This is a genomic window from Dickeya parazeae Ech586 (assembly GCF_000025065.1).
GTDB lineage: Bacteria > Pseudomonadota > Gammaproteobacteria > Enterobacterales > Enterobacteriaceae > Dickeya > Dickeya zeae.
Window position 1 is genome coordinate 4,292,971 of the sequence record NC_013592.1, and the last position, 13,422, is coordinate 4,306,392.

At 49.9% G+C, this 13,422-nt stretch carries 14 protein-coding genes and 2 pseudogenes; 5 read left to right on the forward strand and 11 right to left on the reverse strand.

What is annotated here, in order from left to right:
- Positions 1 to 65: 65 nt before the first annotated feature.
- Entirely contained in the window at positions 66 to 935 is an 870-nt protein-coding gene (locus DD586_RS18735; RefSeq protein WP_012886368.1) for a phosphoribulokinase, read from the forward strand.
- A gap of 89 nt (positions 936 to 1,024) precedes the next feature.
- On the opposite strand, the gene DD586_RS18740 is transcribed toward DD586_RS18735, so the two are convergent.
- Positions 1,025 to 1,432: an OsmC family protein gene (locus tag DD586_RS18740; RefSeq protein ID WP_012886369.1), complete on the reverse strand. Its 408-nt coding sequence runs from the start codon at positions 1,430 to 1,432 to the stop codon at positions 1,025 to 1,027.
- Between the two features lie 329 nt (positions 1,433 to 1,761).
- Between DD586_RS18740 and crp the strand changes: the two genes are divergently transcribed.
- Positions 1,762 to 2,394, forward strand: coding sequence for a cAMP-activated global transcriptional regulator CRP (gene crp / locus DD586_RS18745; protein WP_012768072.1), 633 nt, complete (start codon positions 1,762 to 1,764; stop codon positions 2,392 to 2,394).
- Positions 2,395 to 2,478: 84 nt separating this feature from the next.
- Here crp and argD read toward each other — a convergent pair whose 3' ends face one another.
- The 3 genes from argD to DD586_RS18760 all read right to left on the reverse strand — a co-directional run bounded on the left by argD (position 2,479) and on the right by DD586_RS18760 (position 4,847).
- Positions 2,479 to 3,702 (reverse strand): bifunctional acetylornithine/succinyldiaminopimelate transaminase, encoded by a 1,224-nt coding sequence (gene argD / locus DD586_RS18750; protein WP_016942972.1) that lies wholly within the window; start codon positions 3,700 to 3,702, stop codon positions 2,479 to 2,481.
- Positions 3,703 to 3,835: 133 nt separating this feature from the next.
- Positions 3,836 to 4,411, reverse strand: coding sequence for an aminodeoxychorismate synthase component II (locus DD586_RS18755; RefSeq protein WP_012886371.1), 576 nt, complete (start codon positions 4,409 to 4,411; stop codon positions 3,836 to 3,838).
- A 172-nt stretch (positions 4,412 to 4,583) separates the two neighbouring features.
- Complete coding sequence (locus DD586_RS18760) at positions 4,584 to 4,847, reverse strand: helix-turn-helix transcriptional regulator (RefSeq protein WP_012886372.1); 264 nt, start codon at positions 4,845 to 4,847, stop codon at positions 4,584 to 4,586.
- A gap of 112 nt (positions 4,848 to 4,959) precedes the next feature.
- Here DD586_RS18760 and DD586_RS18765 point away from each other — a divergent pair, with 112 nt between their 5' ends.
- The gene (locus DD586_RS18765; protein WP_012886373.1) at positions 4,960 to 5,226 is read left to right on the forward strand and encodes a helix-turn-helix domain-containing protein; all 267 of its coding nucleotides are present in this window, start codon (positions 4,960 to 4,962) and stop codon (positions 5,224 to 5,226) included.
- Between the two features lie 224 nt (positions 5,227 to 5,450).
- Here the strand turns inward: DD586_RS18765 and DD586_RS22320 are convergent, their stop codons facing one another.
- From DD586_RS22320 to DD586_RS18785, 6 genes and pseudogenes are all read right to left on the reverse strand, one after another.
- A complete protein-coding gene (locus tag DD586_RS22320) occupies positions 5,451 to 6,530 on the reverse strand; it encodes a helicase RepA family protein (protein ID WP_228669800.1) in 1,080 nt (359 codons plus the stop codon).
- A gap of 75 nt (positions 6,531 to 6,605) precedes the next feature.
- A pseudogene (locus tag DD586_RS22325) lies at positions 6,606 to 7,526 on the reverse strand (primase-helicase zinc-binding domain-containing protein); the annotation flags it as partial.
- Positions 7,489 to 7,665 (reverse strand): hypothetical protein, encoded by a 177-nt coding sequence (locus tag DD586_RS22330; RefSeq protein WP_023638494.1) that lies wholly within the window; start codon positions 7,663 to 7,665, stop codon positions 7,489 to 7,491. The pseudogene DD586_RS22325 and the gene DD586_RS22330, both read right to left, overlap by 38 nt.
- Positions 7,666 to 7,698: 33 nt before the next feature.
- Positions 7,699 to 8,025: pseudogene (locus DD586_RS22335) on the reverse strand (ash family protein); the annotation flags it as partial.
- Positions 8,022 to 8,222 (reverse strand): helix-turn-helix transcriptional regulator, encoded by a 201-nt coding sequence (locus DD586_RS18780; protein ID WP_026357784.1) that lies wholly within the window; start codon positions 8,220 to 8,222, stop codon positions 8,022 to 8,024. The pseudogene DD586_RS22335 and the gene DD586_RS18780, both read right to left, overlap by 4 nt.
- A 2-nt stretch (positions 8,223 to 8,224) precedes the next feature.
- Positions 8,225 to 9,106 carry an integrase domain-containing protein gene (locus tag DD586_RS18785; RefSeq protein WP_012886377.1) on the reverse strand — a complete coding sequence of 294 codons (882 nt, stop codon included), beginning with the start codon at positions 9,104 to 9,106 and terminating at the stop codon, positions 8,225 to 8,227.
- A gap of 1,171 nt (positions 9,107 to 10,277) precedes the next feature.
- Between DD586_RS18785 and DD586_RS18790 the strand changes: the two genes are divergently transcribed.
- Both DD586_RS18790 and DD586_RS18795 read left to right on the forward strand, forming a co-directional pair.
- The gene (locus DD586_RS18790; RefSeq protein WP_038909166.1) at positions 10,278 to 11,393 is read left to right on the forward strand and encodes a ParB N-terminal domain-containing protein; all 1,116 of its coding nucleotides are present in this window, start codon (positions 10,278 to 10,280) and stop codon (positions 11,391 to 11,393) included.
- 3 nt (positions 11,394 to 11,396) lie between these two features.
- Positions 11,397 to 12,416 carry a hypothetical protein gene (locus tag DD586_RS18795; RefSeq protein WP_012886379.1) on the forward strand — a complete coding sequence of 340 codons (1,020 nt, stop codon included), beginning with the start codon at positions 11,397 to 11,399 and terminating at the stop codon, positions 12,414 to 12,416.
- 2 nt (positions 12,417 to 12,418) lie between these two features.
- On the opposite strand, the gene DD586_RS18800 is transcribed toward DD586_RS18795, so the two are convergent.
- Positions 12,419 to 13,420, reverse strand: a complete 1,002-nt coding sequence (locus DD586_RS18800) for a DNA adenine methylase (RefSeq protein ID WP_012886380.1) — start codon at positions 13,418 to 13,420, stop codon at positions 12,419 to 12,421.
- Positions 13,421 to 13,422 lie beyond the last annotated feature (2 nt).

A 13,422-nucleotide genomic window follows, 5' to 3' on the forward strand; every position in this document is an offset into this window, starting at 1 on the left:
ATAGCCCTTACTCATCGAATGATGACTTCACCGAAGATTGCCCTACACATCGGAGGTTACACACCATGTCGCACCAGCACCCGATTATCGCGGTCACCGGCTCCAGCGGCGCGGGGACCACGACCACCAGCCTGGCGTTTCGCAAGATATTCCAGCAACTGAATCTGCGCGCCGCGCTGGTGGATGGCGACAGTTATCACCGCTATACCCGACCGGAAATGGATATGGCGATCCGCAAGGCACGGGATCTGGGGCGTCACATCAGCTATTTCGGGCCGGAAGCCAACGACTTCTGCCAACTGGAAAACACCTTTATCGAATACGGTCGTAGCGGCACCGGACAGACCCGCAAATACCTGCACACCTATGATGAAGCCATCCCCTACAATCAGGTGCCGGGGACTTTCACGCCCTGGGAGCCGATGCCAGAGCCGACCGACCTGCTGTTCTACGAGGGATTACACGGCGGCGTGGTCACCGCGCAGCATGATGTTGCCCGGCATGTCGACCTGCTGGTCGGTGTGGTGCCGATAGTCAACCTGGAATGGATTCAGAAGCTGGTACGCGACGTTAACGAACGCGGTCACTCCCGCGAGGCGGTGATGGATTCCGTCGTGCGCTCGATGGAAGACTACATCACCCATATTACCCCGCAGTTTTCCCGCACCCACATCAACTTCCAGCGGGTGCCGACGGTTGATACCTCTAACCCGTTCGCCGCCAAAGCCATTCCCTCGATGGACGAAAGTTTCGTGGTGATCCACTTTCAGGGTCTGGACCGCATTGATTACCCCTACCTGCTGGCCATGTTGCAGGGCTCGTTCATTTCCCACATCAATACGCTGGTGGTACCGGGTGGCAAAATGGGGCTGGCGATGGAGTTGATCATGATGCCGCTGGTGCAGCGGTTGATGGAAGGCAATAAAATCGACTGACACCGGCGATAAGAGCGATGATAAGCGCCGATAAACCGGCGCTTAACGACGCGGTGGCCAGGACAGCACACCACCGCGAGCAGAGGTGTTTAATCCAGCGCGATCACTTCATGGCTGTGGGTGATGTTCACGGCTTTTCCCAGCATCAACGCCACAGAGCAGTATTTTTCGGCTGACAGCGACACCGCGCGCTCCACGGCTTTATCGCCCAAGCCCTTGCCGGTGACGATAAAATGCAGGTTGATGGCGGTGAACAGGCGCGGTGCCTCCTCACGGCGTTCAGACGTCAGGCGGACTTCACAATCCACCACGTCATGACGGCCTTTTTGCAGGATAGACACCACATCGATGGCGCTGCATCCGCCTGCGGCCATCAGTACCATTTCCATCGGGCTGGGCGCTTTATCGCCTGCGTTGCCATCCATCAGCAGTTGATGTCCGGAAGCGGATTCACCAAGAAACGTTAACCCTTCAACCCATTTCACCCGCGCCTGCATAATTTTGTCCTCAATCAATTATTTTTGAAATTTTACATCGCTTATGTACAAAAAAGCCTGATAATCAGAGCTTAATCATGCTGAAGCGAGACAACACAAGACACTACACTCAACCTGTGTTACAAACAAAAGCGTAAACCGGCATGTGTTGTTGAGCCGATGCCTGACCCACCACCGGCTTACTGGCGTCATCTGATAGACAGCCTCAGTATATTCCCTGACGTCATTCCGCCAGGACGGAATTGAATTATAACTATGTTATCACGCCGTACAGGGAACTCTGAGCCCTGTGATTTGCGCAGTGAATTAACAACAGAGGATAACAGCGAATGGTTCTCGGCAAACCGCAAACAGACCCGACTCTCGAATGGTTCCTTTCTCATTGCCACATTCACAAGTACCCATCGAAGAGCACCCTAATCCACCAGGGTGAAAAAGCAGAGACGCTTTACTACATCGTGAAAGGCTCGGTTGCCGTGCTGATCAAGGATGAAGAAGGCAAGGAAATGATTCTGTCTTATCTGAATCAGGGCGATTTTATTGGCGAACTTGGCTTGTTTGAAGACGGGCAGGAACGCAGTGCGTGGGTCCGGGCGAAAACAGCCTGTGAAGTTGCTGAAATCTCCTATAAAAAATTCCGCCAGCTCATCCAGGTCAACCCGGACATTCTGATGCGCTTGTCCTCACAGATGGCACGTCGTCTGCAGGTGACCTCGCAAAAAGTCGGCAACCTGGCGTTCCTCGACGTGACGGGCCGCATCGCGCAAACCCTGCTTAATCTGGCCAAACAGCCGGACGCCATGACCCACCCGGATGGTATGCAGATCAAGATCACCCGTCAGGAAATCGGCCAGATCGTCGGCTGTTCCCGCGAAACTGTCGGCCGCATTCTGAAAATGCTGGAAGACCAGAACCTGATCTCCGCCCACGGTAAAACCATCGTGGTATATGGTACTCGCTGATTTATCATCAGCTAGCTTGTAGACGTGAAAAGAGCGTGCCACATGGCACGCTCTTTTCACTTCAGCTAAAGGCGGCAACCGCGATTACGCGCCCTTCACTACCTGCGCCACGGCTTTTTCAAACAGTGCCATCCCCTGGTCGATCTCTTCCGGGGTGATCACCAGCGACGGCACAAAACGGATCACATCCGGCCCTGCCACCAAAATCATCAACCCCAGATCTGCCGATGCCGCCAGAAAATCACGGGCGCGGCCATGCCAGGCCGGTTTTAGCTGTGCGCCCAGCAGCAGGCCCATGCCACGGATTTCATCAAAAATACCGTACTGGGCGTTGATGCGCTCAAGCGCAGACACAAAACGCGCATGGCGATCGACCACGCCGGACAGCACTTCCGGTGTATTGATCACATCCAGCGCCGCTTCCGCCACCGCGCAAGCCAGCGGGTTGCCGCCATAGGTGGTGCCGTGTGTCCCAACCGCCATCACCGACGCAATCTCTTCCGTGGTCAGCATGGCGCTGATCGGGAAACCGCCGCCCAGCGCTTTCGCGGTGGTCAGAATATCCGGCGTGATGCCGTAGTGCATATAAGAGAACAGCTTACCGCTGCGGCCCATACCACACTGTACTTCATCAAACACCAGCAGCGCCTGATACTGATCGCACAGCTCACGCACCCCCTTGAGGAACGCCGGTGTCGCTGGCGTAATACCGCCTTCGCCCTGAATCGGCTCCAACACCACGGCACAGGTGTGGTCATCCATTACTGCTTTGACCGCGTCCAAGTCGTTGAACGGCACGTGCACGATATCCGCCGGTTTCGGGCCGAAGCCATCGGCATATTTCGGCTGACCACCGACCGACACGGTAAACAAGGTGCGACCATGAAACGACTGGTAAAACGAGATTATCTTGGTTTTGTACGGGCTATGACGGGTAATGGCGTAATGCCGTGCCAGTTTGAACGCCGCTTCATTGGCTTCTGCACCGGAGTTGGCGAAAAACACACGATCGGCAAACGTGGCGTTGATCAGTTTGGTCGCCAGACGCAGCGCCGGTTCGTTGGTGAATACGTTGCTGGTGTGCCACAGGGTTTCACCCTGCTCTTTCAACGCCGCCACCAACGCCGGATGGCAATGTCCCAGCGCCGTTACCGCGATGCCGCCGGAGAAATCGATATATTCTTTGCCCTGCTGATCCCAGACACGGCTCCCTTTGCCTTTTACCGGCACAAACTGCGCGGGTGCATAAACCGGAAGAATTACCTTATCGTAAGTATCCCGTGTTACTGCTGCTTTCTCTGTCGCCATTTGCTGCCCCGTTGTCATATCCCGTAGTGTGGAGTGAAGATTTTAAGTGAAAATATAATCAATAAATATGCATAAAAAATCAAAAATAGGCAATCGCTAATCCGATACACCCGTCCTGACCTGCGCTATCCGACTATAAATCAAGGAAATTTTTCAATAGCTGATGCCCTTGCTGGCTGAGGATGCTTTCTGGATGAAACTGCACACCTTCCAGCGGCAACGAGCGATGACGTATCCCCATGATCTCGTCGATATCACCGTCAAACTCAGTCCATGCAGTGACCTCAAAACAGTCAGGCAGCGTATTTTTTTCCAACACCAGCGAATGGTAACGCGTGACAGTGAGCGGGTTTGCCAGCCCGGCGAACACACCGCGCCCGGTATGCCGTACCGGCGAGGTTTTGCCGTGCATCACCTGACGGGCGCGCACCACCTGAGCGCCAAATACCTGTCCCAGCGCCTGATGCCCCAGGCATACCCCCAGAATCGGCAGTTGACCGGCAAAATGGCGAATCGCCGCCAGCGAGATCCCTGCGTCATCCGGTGTACAGGGGCCGGGAGAAATCACCAGTCGTTGCGGCGATAACCGCTCAATGTCTGCCAGCGTCAGCGCATCATTACGCCTGACCAGCACCTCTGAACCCAGTTCGCAAAAATACTGGTACAGGTTGTAGGTAAAGGAGTCGTAGTTGTCGATAAGTAGCAGCATATAATATTTAAATTACTGATATGTAATAAGTAAACTACGGAAATCACTCTGCGATACCCACAAAAATACCCGCAATTTTTCTTATTTGGCGAAAAATCTGCAATAGCAGGATAGCGTCTGGCACCGCACCCGCCCCCTTTTTGGGGAGGGGGCGGGCGCTCCGTGGCACTATCTATGAAGATGGATTTTCCTTCGTGTCGTAAAACGACAGGATCATTTCTGCCAAATCATCTTCTACCGTATAAAAATAACAGGCAGGAACATGCAGCACAGCAGCCAGTCGGCGCGCCAGCTCAAAATCTGGCGTGTGAATCCCACGCTCATATTGATTCATGCGAGCGCTGGCTGTCGCTTCGTCTATCCCGGCAAGAATGCCTAAGCGCTCCTGAGATAATCCCGCCATGAGCCGGGCCGCCTTTAAACGATGAGGTAACATGAGAATCCCGCATTGTGACGTGATTGAGGTGATTCTCAGTGGTGTGCATTGAAAATATACTAAGCAATACTTAGTATTGATCCATGCTTACCAGATAAGGCGTAAAGATTATATGAAGCAAGGGAACGACTGGCATCAGGCGGATATCATCGCCGGCTTGCGCAAGAAAGGCACCACGCTGGCCGCGCTATCCCGTTCTGCGGGACTCAGTTCTTCCACACTGGCGAATGTGCTGGTACGTCCCTGGCCGAAGGGGGAATGGCTGGTTGCCACCGCGCTGGACAAACATCCCGCTGAAATCTGGCCCAGCCGCTATTTTGATGAAACGGGTACATTGATTGACAGAAAACGCCGTATCAGGCAGGAAAGGGGTAAATAGCGTTCATGCTGGTAAAGCGGTTTTCTGTGCTGACTCCCCCACCTTTCCCCCACCTTACCGCGTAATACGCTTCCCCCACCGGATGACGGCAGAAAAACAATAAATCATTGATATACAGTAAGTTAATTATTCTCCCCCCACTTAGGGTATATAGGCATCCGGGAAGTGGGGGAAGTCGCCAGATACCATAGCCTGATACCCTGTTTCCCCCACATTTCCCCCGTTTATTCCCCCACGTTACCGCGTTTTGATAATGGCACGATGTTTTCACCATCCAGCGCGATCAGGTCATCCTTGACGAGTTTATCCAGCCAGCGGGTAAACTTTTTGGAGACATCAAACCCCATCGCCCGCATATCGTCGCGCACCAGTGCGCGGGTGCAGCCATCTCCACTGGCCGTGCGCGAGCGGATCGCTTCCCACAGCGCTACATGGTTATCCGTCAGCCGGGTGATCCCACTGAGCGCCGGGTCAGCGTCGGTCGGATCATCGCGGACTTCCCGGCCTTCATCCCGCAGAACCAGCGACGTGACCGGCTCGCCGTCATCGTCCACGTACAGATTCACCGCCGTCAGGTCGTAGGCCCGGCGTGGTGGCTCTTCAGCGTCCTTCATCTTGGTGCAGGTCAGGATCAGCGCCTGCCCATCGGCCTCGCGGCGCACATTAAACTCCACGTCCAGCGCAGCCCGGAAGGCGCTGGAGCCGCGAGCGCCTTTGTCCTGATCTTTGCCGGAGTGATGAATAATCAGTACCGTGGCCTGCGTGGCCGCCTTGATGTAGTCGCAACCCTGAATAAACGCCCCCATGTCTTTAGCGGCGTTTTCATCCGAACCGCCAAAGCAGCGGGCCAGTGTATCCAGAATGATCAGCCGTACTGCCATCCCGGTGGCGGCCTGCACGTCATGGGCGGCCTTGATCACCTGCTCCACGCTGTCGGGACTGGCCGGGAATACCGGGCAGTCAACGCGGTAGAGCGCATCAATCGGGCTACGGTCGTTCAGCGTTTCCTCCCACGCCCGAATGCGGCGCGGTACGCCGATCCCGCCTTCGCCTACCACATAAATCACCGCACCCTGTGTGACCGGTCGGTTGGCCCACGGCTTTCCGGTGGCGATATGGCACGCCCAGGAAACAGCCAGAAAGGATTTATACGACCCGCTGGCACCGTAGGCACTGGCAACCGCGCCGCTCGGCAGGTAGCCCTTGATCAGGTAATCCTGCCGGGTATCAAACCCTTCCGAGCCTTTACGCAGAGGCAGGGCGGAGGAAAATGCCGTGACAGGAGACAGCCCGGCGTCAGGCAACGGGGCCGGACTGATAACGGCAGGCTGGGTAAGCTGACGCCGGAATGCGGCTTTGGTGGCTTCCATGCCGTGCCGTTGACGAAAATCATCCCAGTCACTGGCGGTATCGGTCGGCGGCAGGGACACCCAGCCGTCAACGGCCAGCGCCGCTTTCTCCGCCATCAGTTTGCCGGTGTTGGCCGTGCCATCCGGGTGAATATCGTTATCCCCGGCCAGAATCAGGCAGCAATGGGGATAACGCGCCCTGAATGCCTGCGCCACGTTCAGCAGGTTATTGGCCGATACCGCCGCCACCACATGGCATGACGAGCACTGTTGCAGAGTGAGCGCCGTGGCATACCCTTCGGTGATAATCAGTTTTGACGGCTCCGGGTCGTGGTTGACCGGAATAAACGCCCCTTTCAACTGTGTGCCGGGATACAGCCGCTTTTCACCGCCGGGCGTGATCAGTTGCGCCCCTGCCAGTTCACCGGAGGTGCGGAACATCGGCAACAGTAGCGATCCTTCGCCAAACCGGACACGCCCGATGGTCATCGCCTGTGTGGCAGTCAGCAGCATAGCCTGTGTCATCAGCCCTCTGGCTTTCAGATACCGGCTTTCCCCGGTGTTCGCGGCAGCCATCAGCGCCTTGATGCGTTCTGCCAGCGGGCGGGGATCAACCGCCTTTTCTCTGGCGGGCGGTGTTTCACTGGCTGATGACGCCAGTGCCGTCACCACTCTGGCCGCTTCCGCGATGTCACACCGCCTGACGCGGGCGACCAGATCCAGACCATCACCGTGGCCGCAATGATTACAGAACCAGGTGCCACGTCCCCGCTTGTCATCAAAGCGGAAGCGATCTTTTCCACCGCAGACAGGGCAAGGGCCATGCTGACCCCCGGCAGGAAAGTAGATATCTAATGCCGCCAGAATCGATGGCCAGCGGTGGCGGGATTGTGCAACACTTTCCGAGACAAACTTACTCATTGTCCGGCCCCTCCGCATCCAGCGTGTCATTCAGCAGGTTAAGCCGCTCCCATAAGATGAACATCAGCAGCTCTTTGGCAACGGGGTTTTCCAGCTCAATGATGGCGTAGGCCAGCACCCGGCAGTGATCGGCGATCTCTTCCAGTAACAGCGGTGTGGGGTTATACATAGCGCACCTCCACAAGAGAGGTGAAAGATTGCAGGCAAGAATAGCTAAGGGTCGTAGCCATAAGGCAGCCTCCAGACTGTAGCAATTGTGATAGCTACCACCAGAGACGCCAATCTCGCGGGTGGTAGCCCGTGCGAGGTTGGCGTTACCGGACAGTCTGGCTACCGGCCTTCCTTGCGGAAGCCCCGCACGAGCCACCATTGAAGGTACAGCTCGACGCTTGCCTGCAAAAAAATACGCACAATATGCGTATTCAGGCACCAGACTATTGTTCGGAACGCCAATTCCGGCTACGGATTTTGCCGTAGCCCGCGCAGTATAGCCCAATTTGCCCGCCAGAAGAAAAGCTGAATGACTCATTTGCGCCCCTCCGCCCGCTGACGGATACGTTCGGCAATCCAGTCGTTGATTTCACTCTCCACCCAGGCGACAGAACGTGCGCCCAGCTTCACCGGCTGGGGGAATTCACCACGATCGATCAGGTAATAGATCCAGGATTTTTTGAGGCTGGTTTTTTTCATCACATCGGGCAAACGCAACAGAGTGAGATTGGACATCATTACGCCTCCTCCTGACGGGTGTAGACACGTTCAACATAACGGCCACGGCCATCGCCATGACCCAAATCCATCGACACCAGCGCCCGTGCCTCCTGACGGCTAAACCCGTCGGTAAGGTAGAAACGCATGGCATCCTGCGCCCATGCATAGCGCAGACTGTGGGGGGAGTAATGGCTGGTCAGGCCGAGGCGGGTAGTCCGGGCACGCCAGAAATTCATGGCGGTTTTCAAATCCGGTTTATCGATGAGTTTGCCGTTGCGGTTGTCGGCGATGACAAGTGCCTCACGCACAGCAGCAAGCACCGCTGCGCTGTCCAGCACGCGGGTTTCACGCGGTCGCCCACCTTTGGTACCAAACACGACAGTGAGCCGGTCAGCCTGCCGGGTCAGTTGCTGTTCCCAGCGCTTCAGCGAGGCACAACACTGCACCGCTTCCTGCGAACGCAACCCCAGCAGCCGGGCAAGCTGGAGCGCACAGGCCAGACCGGCATCTTCCCGGCGGGCGGACTCCAGCACGGACTGATAGCGCGCATCCGGGATGGCATATTTAGTGCCTGCCCGGCTGGCACCACCCAGCCCCAGCGCCTGATTGCTCAGGCGGGGGTCATCCACCAGTTTGCCCCGGCCTGCCAGACGCAGCACGCTGCGCAAGGCGGACATCTCGTTATGCAACGTGCGCAAAGCCATGCCCTGAGAGCGGCGAGCCGCCACATAGCTTTCGATATGCCGGGCTTTAACGTGCTGTACACTGCGCACCTGAATGTTGAGTGTCAGCAGATGACGGCACAAACGCTCAACAATACGGAGGCGATCATGAACCGTTTTATGGCTGCCACCCGCCTGTTTCGCCCATGTTTTCATTTCACGACTGAGTTTTGTCATGCTCTTATCTCGACTTCAGCCCTTCGGCGCATGGCTGCTATGCAGAGTCGGTGCTCTGCCTGAACGATACCTGTGCGCCGGAGGGCTTGGGTTTTGTTGAGGTATCGGGGGGTCGGTGATGCACACAGTGCAACCGCTGTTCACACAGTCATACCCCCAGGCAAATCGCCTGCCTCGGTATCGATCCAGAATGCTTTTAAACACAATGAGGCGCGAAAACGGTGGTGTCAGAATGTTGACACGCAGCGCAAACGGCCATGAGTAAAGTCGAGAAAGACGTCAGTGCGCGGCGTCACTTTCACCTGCTTGCGCGGTAAAAGTGACGCCGGGTGAAAGCGTTGCCATGAGCGAATCTCTGCCGTTGTCTGATGACAAAGCAAAACTACATGACAACACTAAACACACGCCTGTCGTTGCTATGAAGAAGGTGGGGTTACGCGATAAAACGCTAACCCTGAGTCAATAAGCGCGCTGAGAACGCTTATTGCTTTAAAAAAACAAAAAGTTAAAACATAGGCTAACAGGACAGCCATAAATGTCTGTCATTGAATCTGGAAGCCGATAGTAGATAAAAGCAGCCCGTTGCCAGCAAAGACATTCAATGCGGCATAAAGCATACGGCAGCACGCCTGCCATAGATCAACAGACAGCAACGCCGTTTTTTGCAAGTAAAAACAAGCCATTCTGGCTTTTGTGTAAAGTTAATATTCCTTTATCACCATCATATAGCGTGGTGATCTCCGTTCTCAAAGGATTAACGGAGGTACCGCTACGGTAATAGCGCCATCTTTCAGGCTACGATGGCATTTTTTCCCTGGCTCTGAAGAAAGGGCCATACAGTTCACTACAATCACACACACCAGATACTGGAACCGTACAGCATTGAAGGGGTGACCACCCGAAGGCGTTTCTCTCAGGTCACTCGTATCATCCTGACACTGGAAACATTGGCAGTTGTCTGAGACAACGGATTACGTAGATGAAAATACGATAAAAACACATAAATATCAACAAACCCGCATACAAACATCCAAACCAACTTAACCAATTGATTTTAAATAACTAAATGTATTTTTTAGACAAAAAAACTCAAGTATGCTGCTTGAAAAGTATGGCATTATTAGCAAAAAAAATTACAATGAACATATTCTAAATTGAATTGGTTAATGATATGACTCTTCCCAAATTAATGCCACATGTTACAGAGAAAGTATCTCCAGATGTACTTAAGTTGGATACCCGTAATCCTAGATTATTTAATGGGAAAAATTTCAACGATAATGCCGAGCTATATGAATTGGTAAAAGCTTTATCCGATACAGCAGATCTGGATGAATTAATAAAGTCGATTTCAGAGAATGGATACATGTCTATTGAACCCTTAATTATTATGAAACGGGATCAGTATTATGTTGTTTTGGAAGGCAACAGAAGGCTTGCAGCTATAAAATTGCTTAAAGATCCTGAATTAGCTAGGCAGTGCCGAGTTGTTGTACCAACTACATTAAATGAAGACATTACTAACTCTTTAAAAGAAATTGCAGTATATCTGGTTAATGATGAATCAGAAGCGAGATCATTTATTGGATTTAAGCATGTAAACGGGCCGCATAAATGGGATTCTTTTGCAAAAGCACAATTTGCATATAAGTGGTTCATAAGTGAAAGAGATAGCGGAGTCACAATTGATACTATTACTAAAAAGCTTGGTGATAGTAATAACACCGTCCGTTCTATTGTTAGTGCTATGTTTGTTTTAGAGCAAGCACGCAACCAAGAGGTTTACGACATTCATAGTGATAGGATGTCTAATAAATTTTCGTTTTCTCATTTATACACAGCATTAAACAGAGTTGAATATAGAGATTTTCTAGGATTGGAGAAAGATTGGAACATTACTTTAAACAACAATCCAGTTCCTGAAAAGAATCTTGAAAAGCTAAAAGATGTTCTTGTTGGTCTATACGGATATAAGAAAGACAAGAAGACTTCATTAATTTCGTCACAGAACCCAGATTTAAAATATTTTGGAGAGGTTCTTGCTAATAATATATCATATGGAGCATTCAAATCTGGAGTTGATAATTTAGCAGAATTATATAAACAAGCAGGCGATCCATTACAGCATATTAAAGATGCGTTCCTAGAAATAAATAAACAATTAGATACGATATCATCTGTTTTAGATCGCACTGAAAATTTAGATGAAATAACAAAGAATTACATTGAACAATTTAAGAAAAAAATCACAAAAGTTCAATTTCAAATTAATGAAATAAAAGGATAAAGAATGCAATTACTACCTTATCCTGAAAGTTATCCAATTCAAGTAAAATTAGATTGGGTAGAATTTTCCTGCCTTTGCAATCAATATGTTACTTTTCGGGTTTCTGAACTAAGGAATATACTAGAAAACCTTGAATCATTTTCGTCAAGAAATATAGCTGAAGAAGATGCAGATGTCGAAAATGAAATACAGAAAATACTTGAGCAATATAAACAACGCAGTGAAATACTAGCAGATAGCTACCCATTTGAATTCGAAGAAGATAGCCAATGTTTCATATTAAAAAGTGAAAGTGTAGAAAATCTAACAATTGATCAGCACATTTATTTATATTGCTTATATTTCTCTCATGTTTCAGATTCTAGACTTTTCAGTGGGTTAGAAGCTCCGACTAATAGGCATAGAGATTTATTGCAAATAGCCGCGACTATAGCAATGGCTGGCTATTCTGATGGGCATAGCATATCTTTTGGATGGCCAAGACCAGATCATAGTAGTTTTTACAACTCTTTATGCCGTACAATAGATCTTATTGGTGAAGGACAAGTAAAATCATTTCAAGACATAAACCTTTATTTACAATCCAGACCACATAAAGATGCTGGTATTGATGTTATTTCGTGGAGTTCTCCCAATCCAAATGATCGAATGCCGGGTAATAAGATAATATATTTTTCACAAGTTGCTAGCGGTAACAATTGGCGATCTAAACCAGTTAAAGGTGATATTGAAGCAATACAAAATTATTGGCTATCACAACGCCTTTACAGAATAATTGATGCAATAATAATTCCTTTTGATGTTGAGAGTGATGATGAGTCTCTAAAAAGAGATTTTATTTCGCTAATAGCTGATGAGTTTGGGGTTTTTTTATATAGGCTAAGAGTGCCAGCATATTTTAAAAAAGGAATCTCATTGCTTGAGAATAAACCGGAATTACTGATTGAAAGAGCAGATGAAATAAATAGCATATCCCAATATGTTATTCAAATAACAGAAAACTTACAACAAGATGCGGCCTAGCTTTAGGCCGTTTTCTTTTTGTTTCCTAATTCTAAATTATTTTCACCTGCTTCTTCTATAGTGAATAGTGACTCCGGCATTCTCAGCCTAGAATCAGCGATCATAAGCTCTTTACCTACTTTAGCTTGATTCATGACATAACTAAATTCTATAGCTCTAGTACCATGTTGAGAATACAATTCATGGACAAGTGGGTGATCATCATATGAAATAAGCCAACGATTAGAGAATGAGACAATAAAATCTTTTAACTCCTTGTGTTTAAAATCATCAAAGCAAAAATCCTTTGAGTAAATGTTTTTCCCTTCTTTTACATATGGAGGATCTAAATATACAAAATCGAGATCATAATTTTCCTTATGATCAAACCGTCGCAAGAAATCAATACAATCCTCATTGTATACAAAGATTGAGTTTCTCATTTCCGCTATTCTTTCTAATTTTTTTATTAACGTATTTTTAGTATAGCGACAATCAATTTTATAATTACCTGTCTGCTCTAGACCACCAATAGGGCCAGCACCTAAAACACCTGAACGATTCGCTCTATTCAAATAAAAAGCACTAAATCCATACTCAAGTTTTGAGTACTTAGTTCTATCACTAATACTTAAATTATAAATATCTCTTTGTATATGCCAACCATCTATTGATGGTGTCGTTTGATAAACTAAATCAAGGAGTTTATCTGTATTATTAATTAATTGATCCCAAAAACAATAAAGTGCATAATTTTTATCATTAAGATGGATTTCTTTAACATATCCACCAATTAGCAAAGATAATGAAGCACCAGCCCCCCCGCAAAATGGCTCAATAAATCTAGCTCCCACAAGCTTATTATGAGTTAAAAAAATAGCTAAAAAAGACGTAAGCTTATCTTTACCTCCGGGATAACGGAATGGAGAACTAGCTCTTGGAATATCATGTACGCCAAACAACTTGCGAACCGATTTTTTACTGAGCTGCTTGATAGCCTCATGCTCAAGAATACGCTTGCCCATTC

What these genes read in the sequence shown, in the direction of transcription:
- DD586_RS18790 (WP_038909166.1), top strand. Translation starts at nt 10,278, where the DNA reads ATGACTCTTCCCAAATTAATGCCACATGTTACAGAGAAAGTATCTCCA.
- DD586_RS22330 (WP_023638494.1), bottom strand. Translation starts at nt 7,665, where the DNA reads ATGTATAACCCCACACCGCTGTTACTGGAAGAGATCGCCGATCACTGC.
- DD586_RS18760 (WP_012886372.1), bottom strand. Translation starts at nt 4,847, where the DNA reads ATGTTACCTCATCGTTTAAAGGCGGCCCGGCTCATGGCGGGATTATCT.
- DD586_RS18795 (WP_012886379.1), top strand. Translation starts at nt 11,397, where the DNA reads ATGCAATTACTACCTTATCCTGAAAGTTATCCAATTCAAGTAAAATTA.
- argD (WP_016942972.1), bottom strand. Translation starts at nt 3,702, where the DNA reads ATGGCGACAGAGAAAGCAGCAGTAACACGGGATACTTACGATAAGGTA.
- DD586_RS18785 (WP_012886377.1), bottom strand. Translation starts at nt 9,106, where the DNA reads ATGACAAAACTCAGTCGTGAAATGAAAACATGGGCGAAACAGGCGGGT.
- DD586_RS18780 (WP_026357784.1), bottom strand. Translation starts at nt 8,222, where the DNA reads ATGTCCAATCTCACTCTGTTGCGTTTGCCCGATGTGATGAAAAAAACC.
- DD586_RS18755 (WP_012886371.1), bottom strand. Translation starts at nt 4,411, where the DNA reads ATGCTGCTACTTATCGACAACTACGACTCCTTTACCTACAACCTGTAC.
- crp (WP_012768072.1), top strand. Translation starts at nt 1,762, where the DNA reads ATGGTTCTCGGCAAACCGCAAACAGACCCGACTCTCGAATGGTTCCTT.
- DD586_RS18740 (WP_012886369.1), bottom strand. Translation starts at nt 1,432, where the DNA reads ATGCAGGCGCGGGTGAAATGGGTTGAAGGGTTAACGTTTCTTGGTGAA.
- DD586_RS18800 (WP_012886380.1), bottom strand. Translation starts at nt 13,420, where the DNA reads ATGGGCAAGCGTATTCTTGAGCATGAGGCTATCAAGCAGCTCAGTAAA.
- DD586_RS18765 (WP_012886373.1), top strand. Translation starts at nt 4,960, where the DNA reads ATGAAGCAAGGGAACGACTGGCATCAGGCGGATATCATCGCCGGCTTG.
- DD586_RS18735 (WP_012886368.1), top strand. Translation starts at nt 66, where the DNA reads ATGTCGCACCAGCACCCGATTATCGCGGTCACCGGCTCCAGCGGCGCG.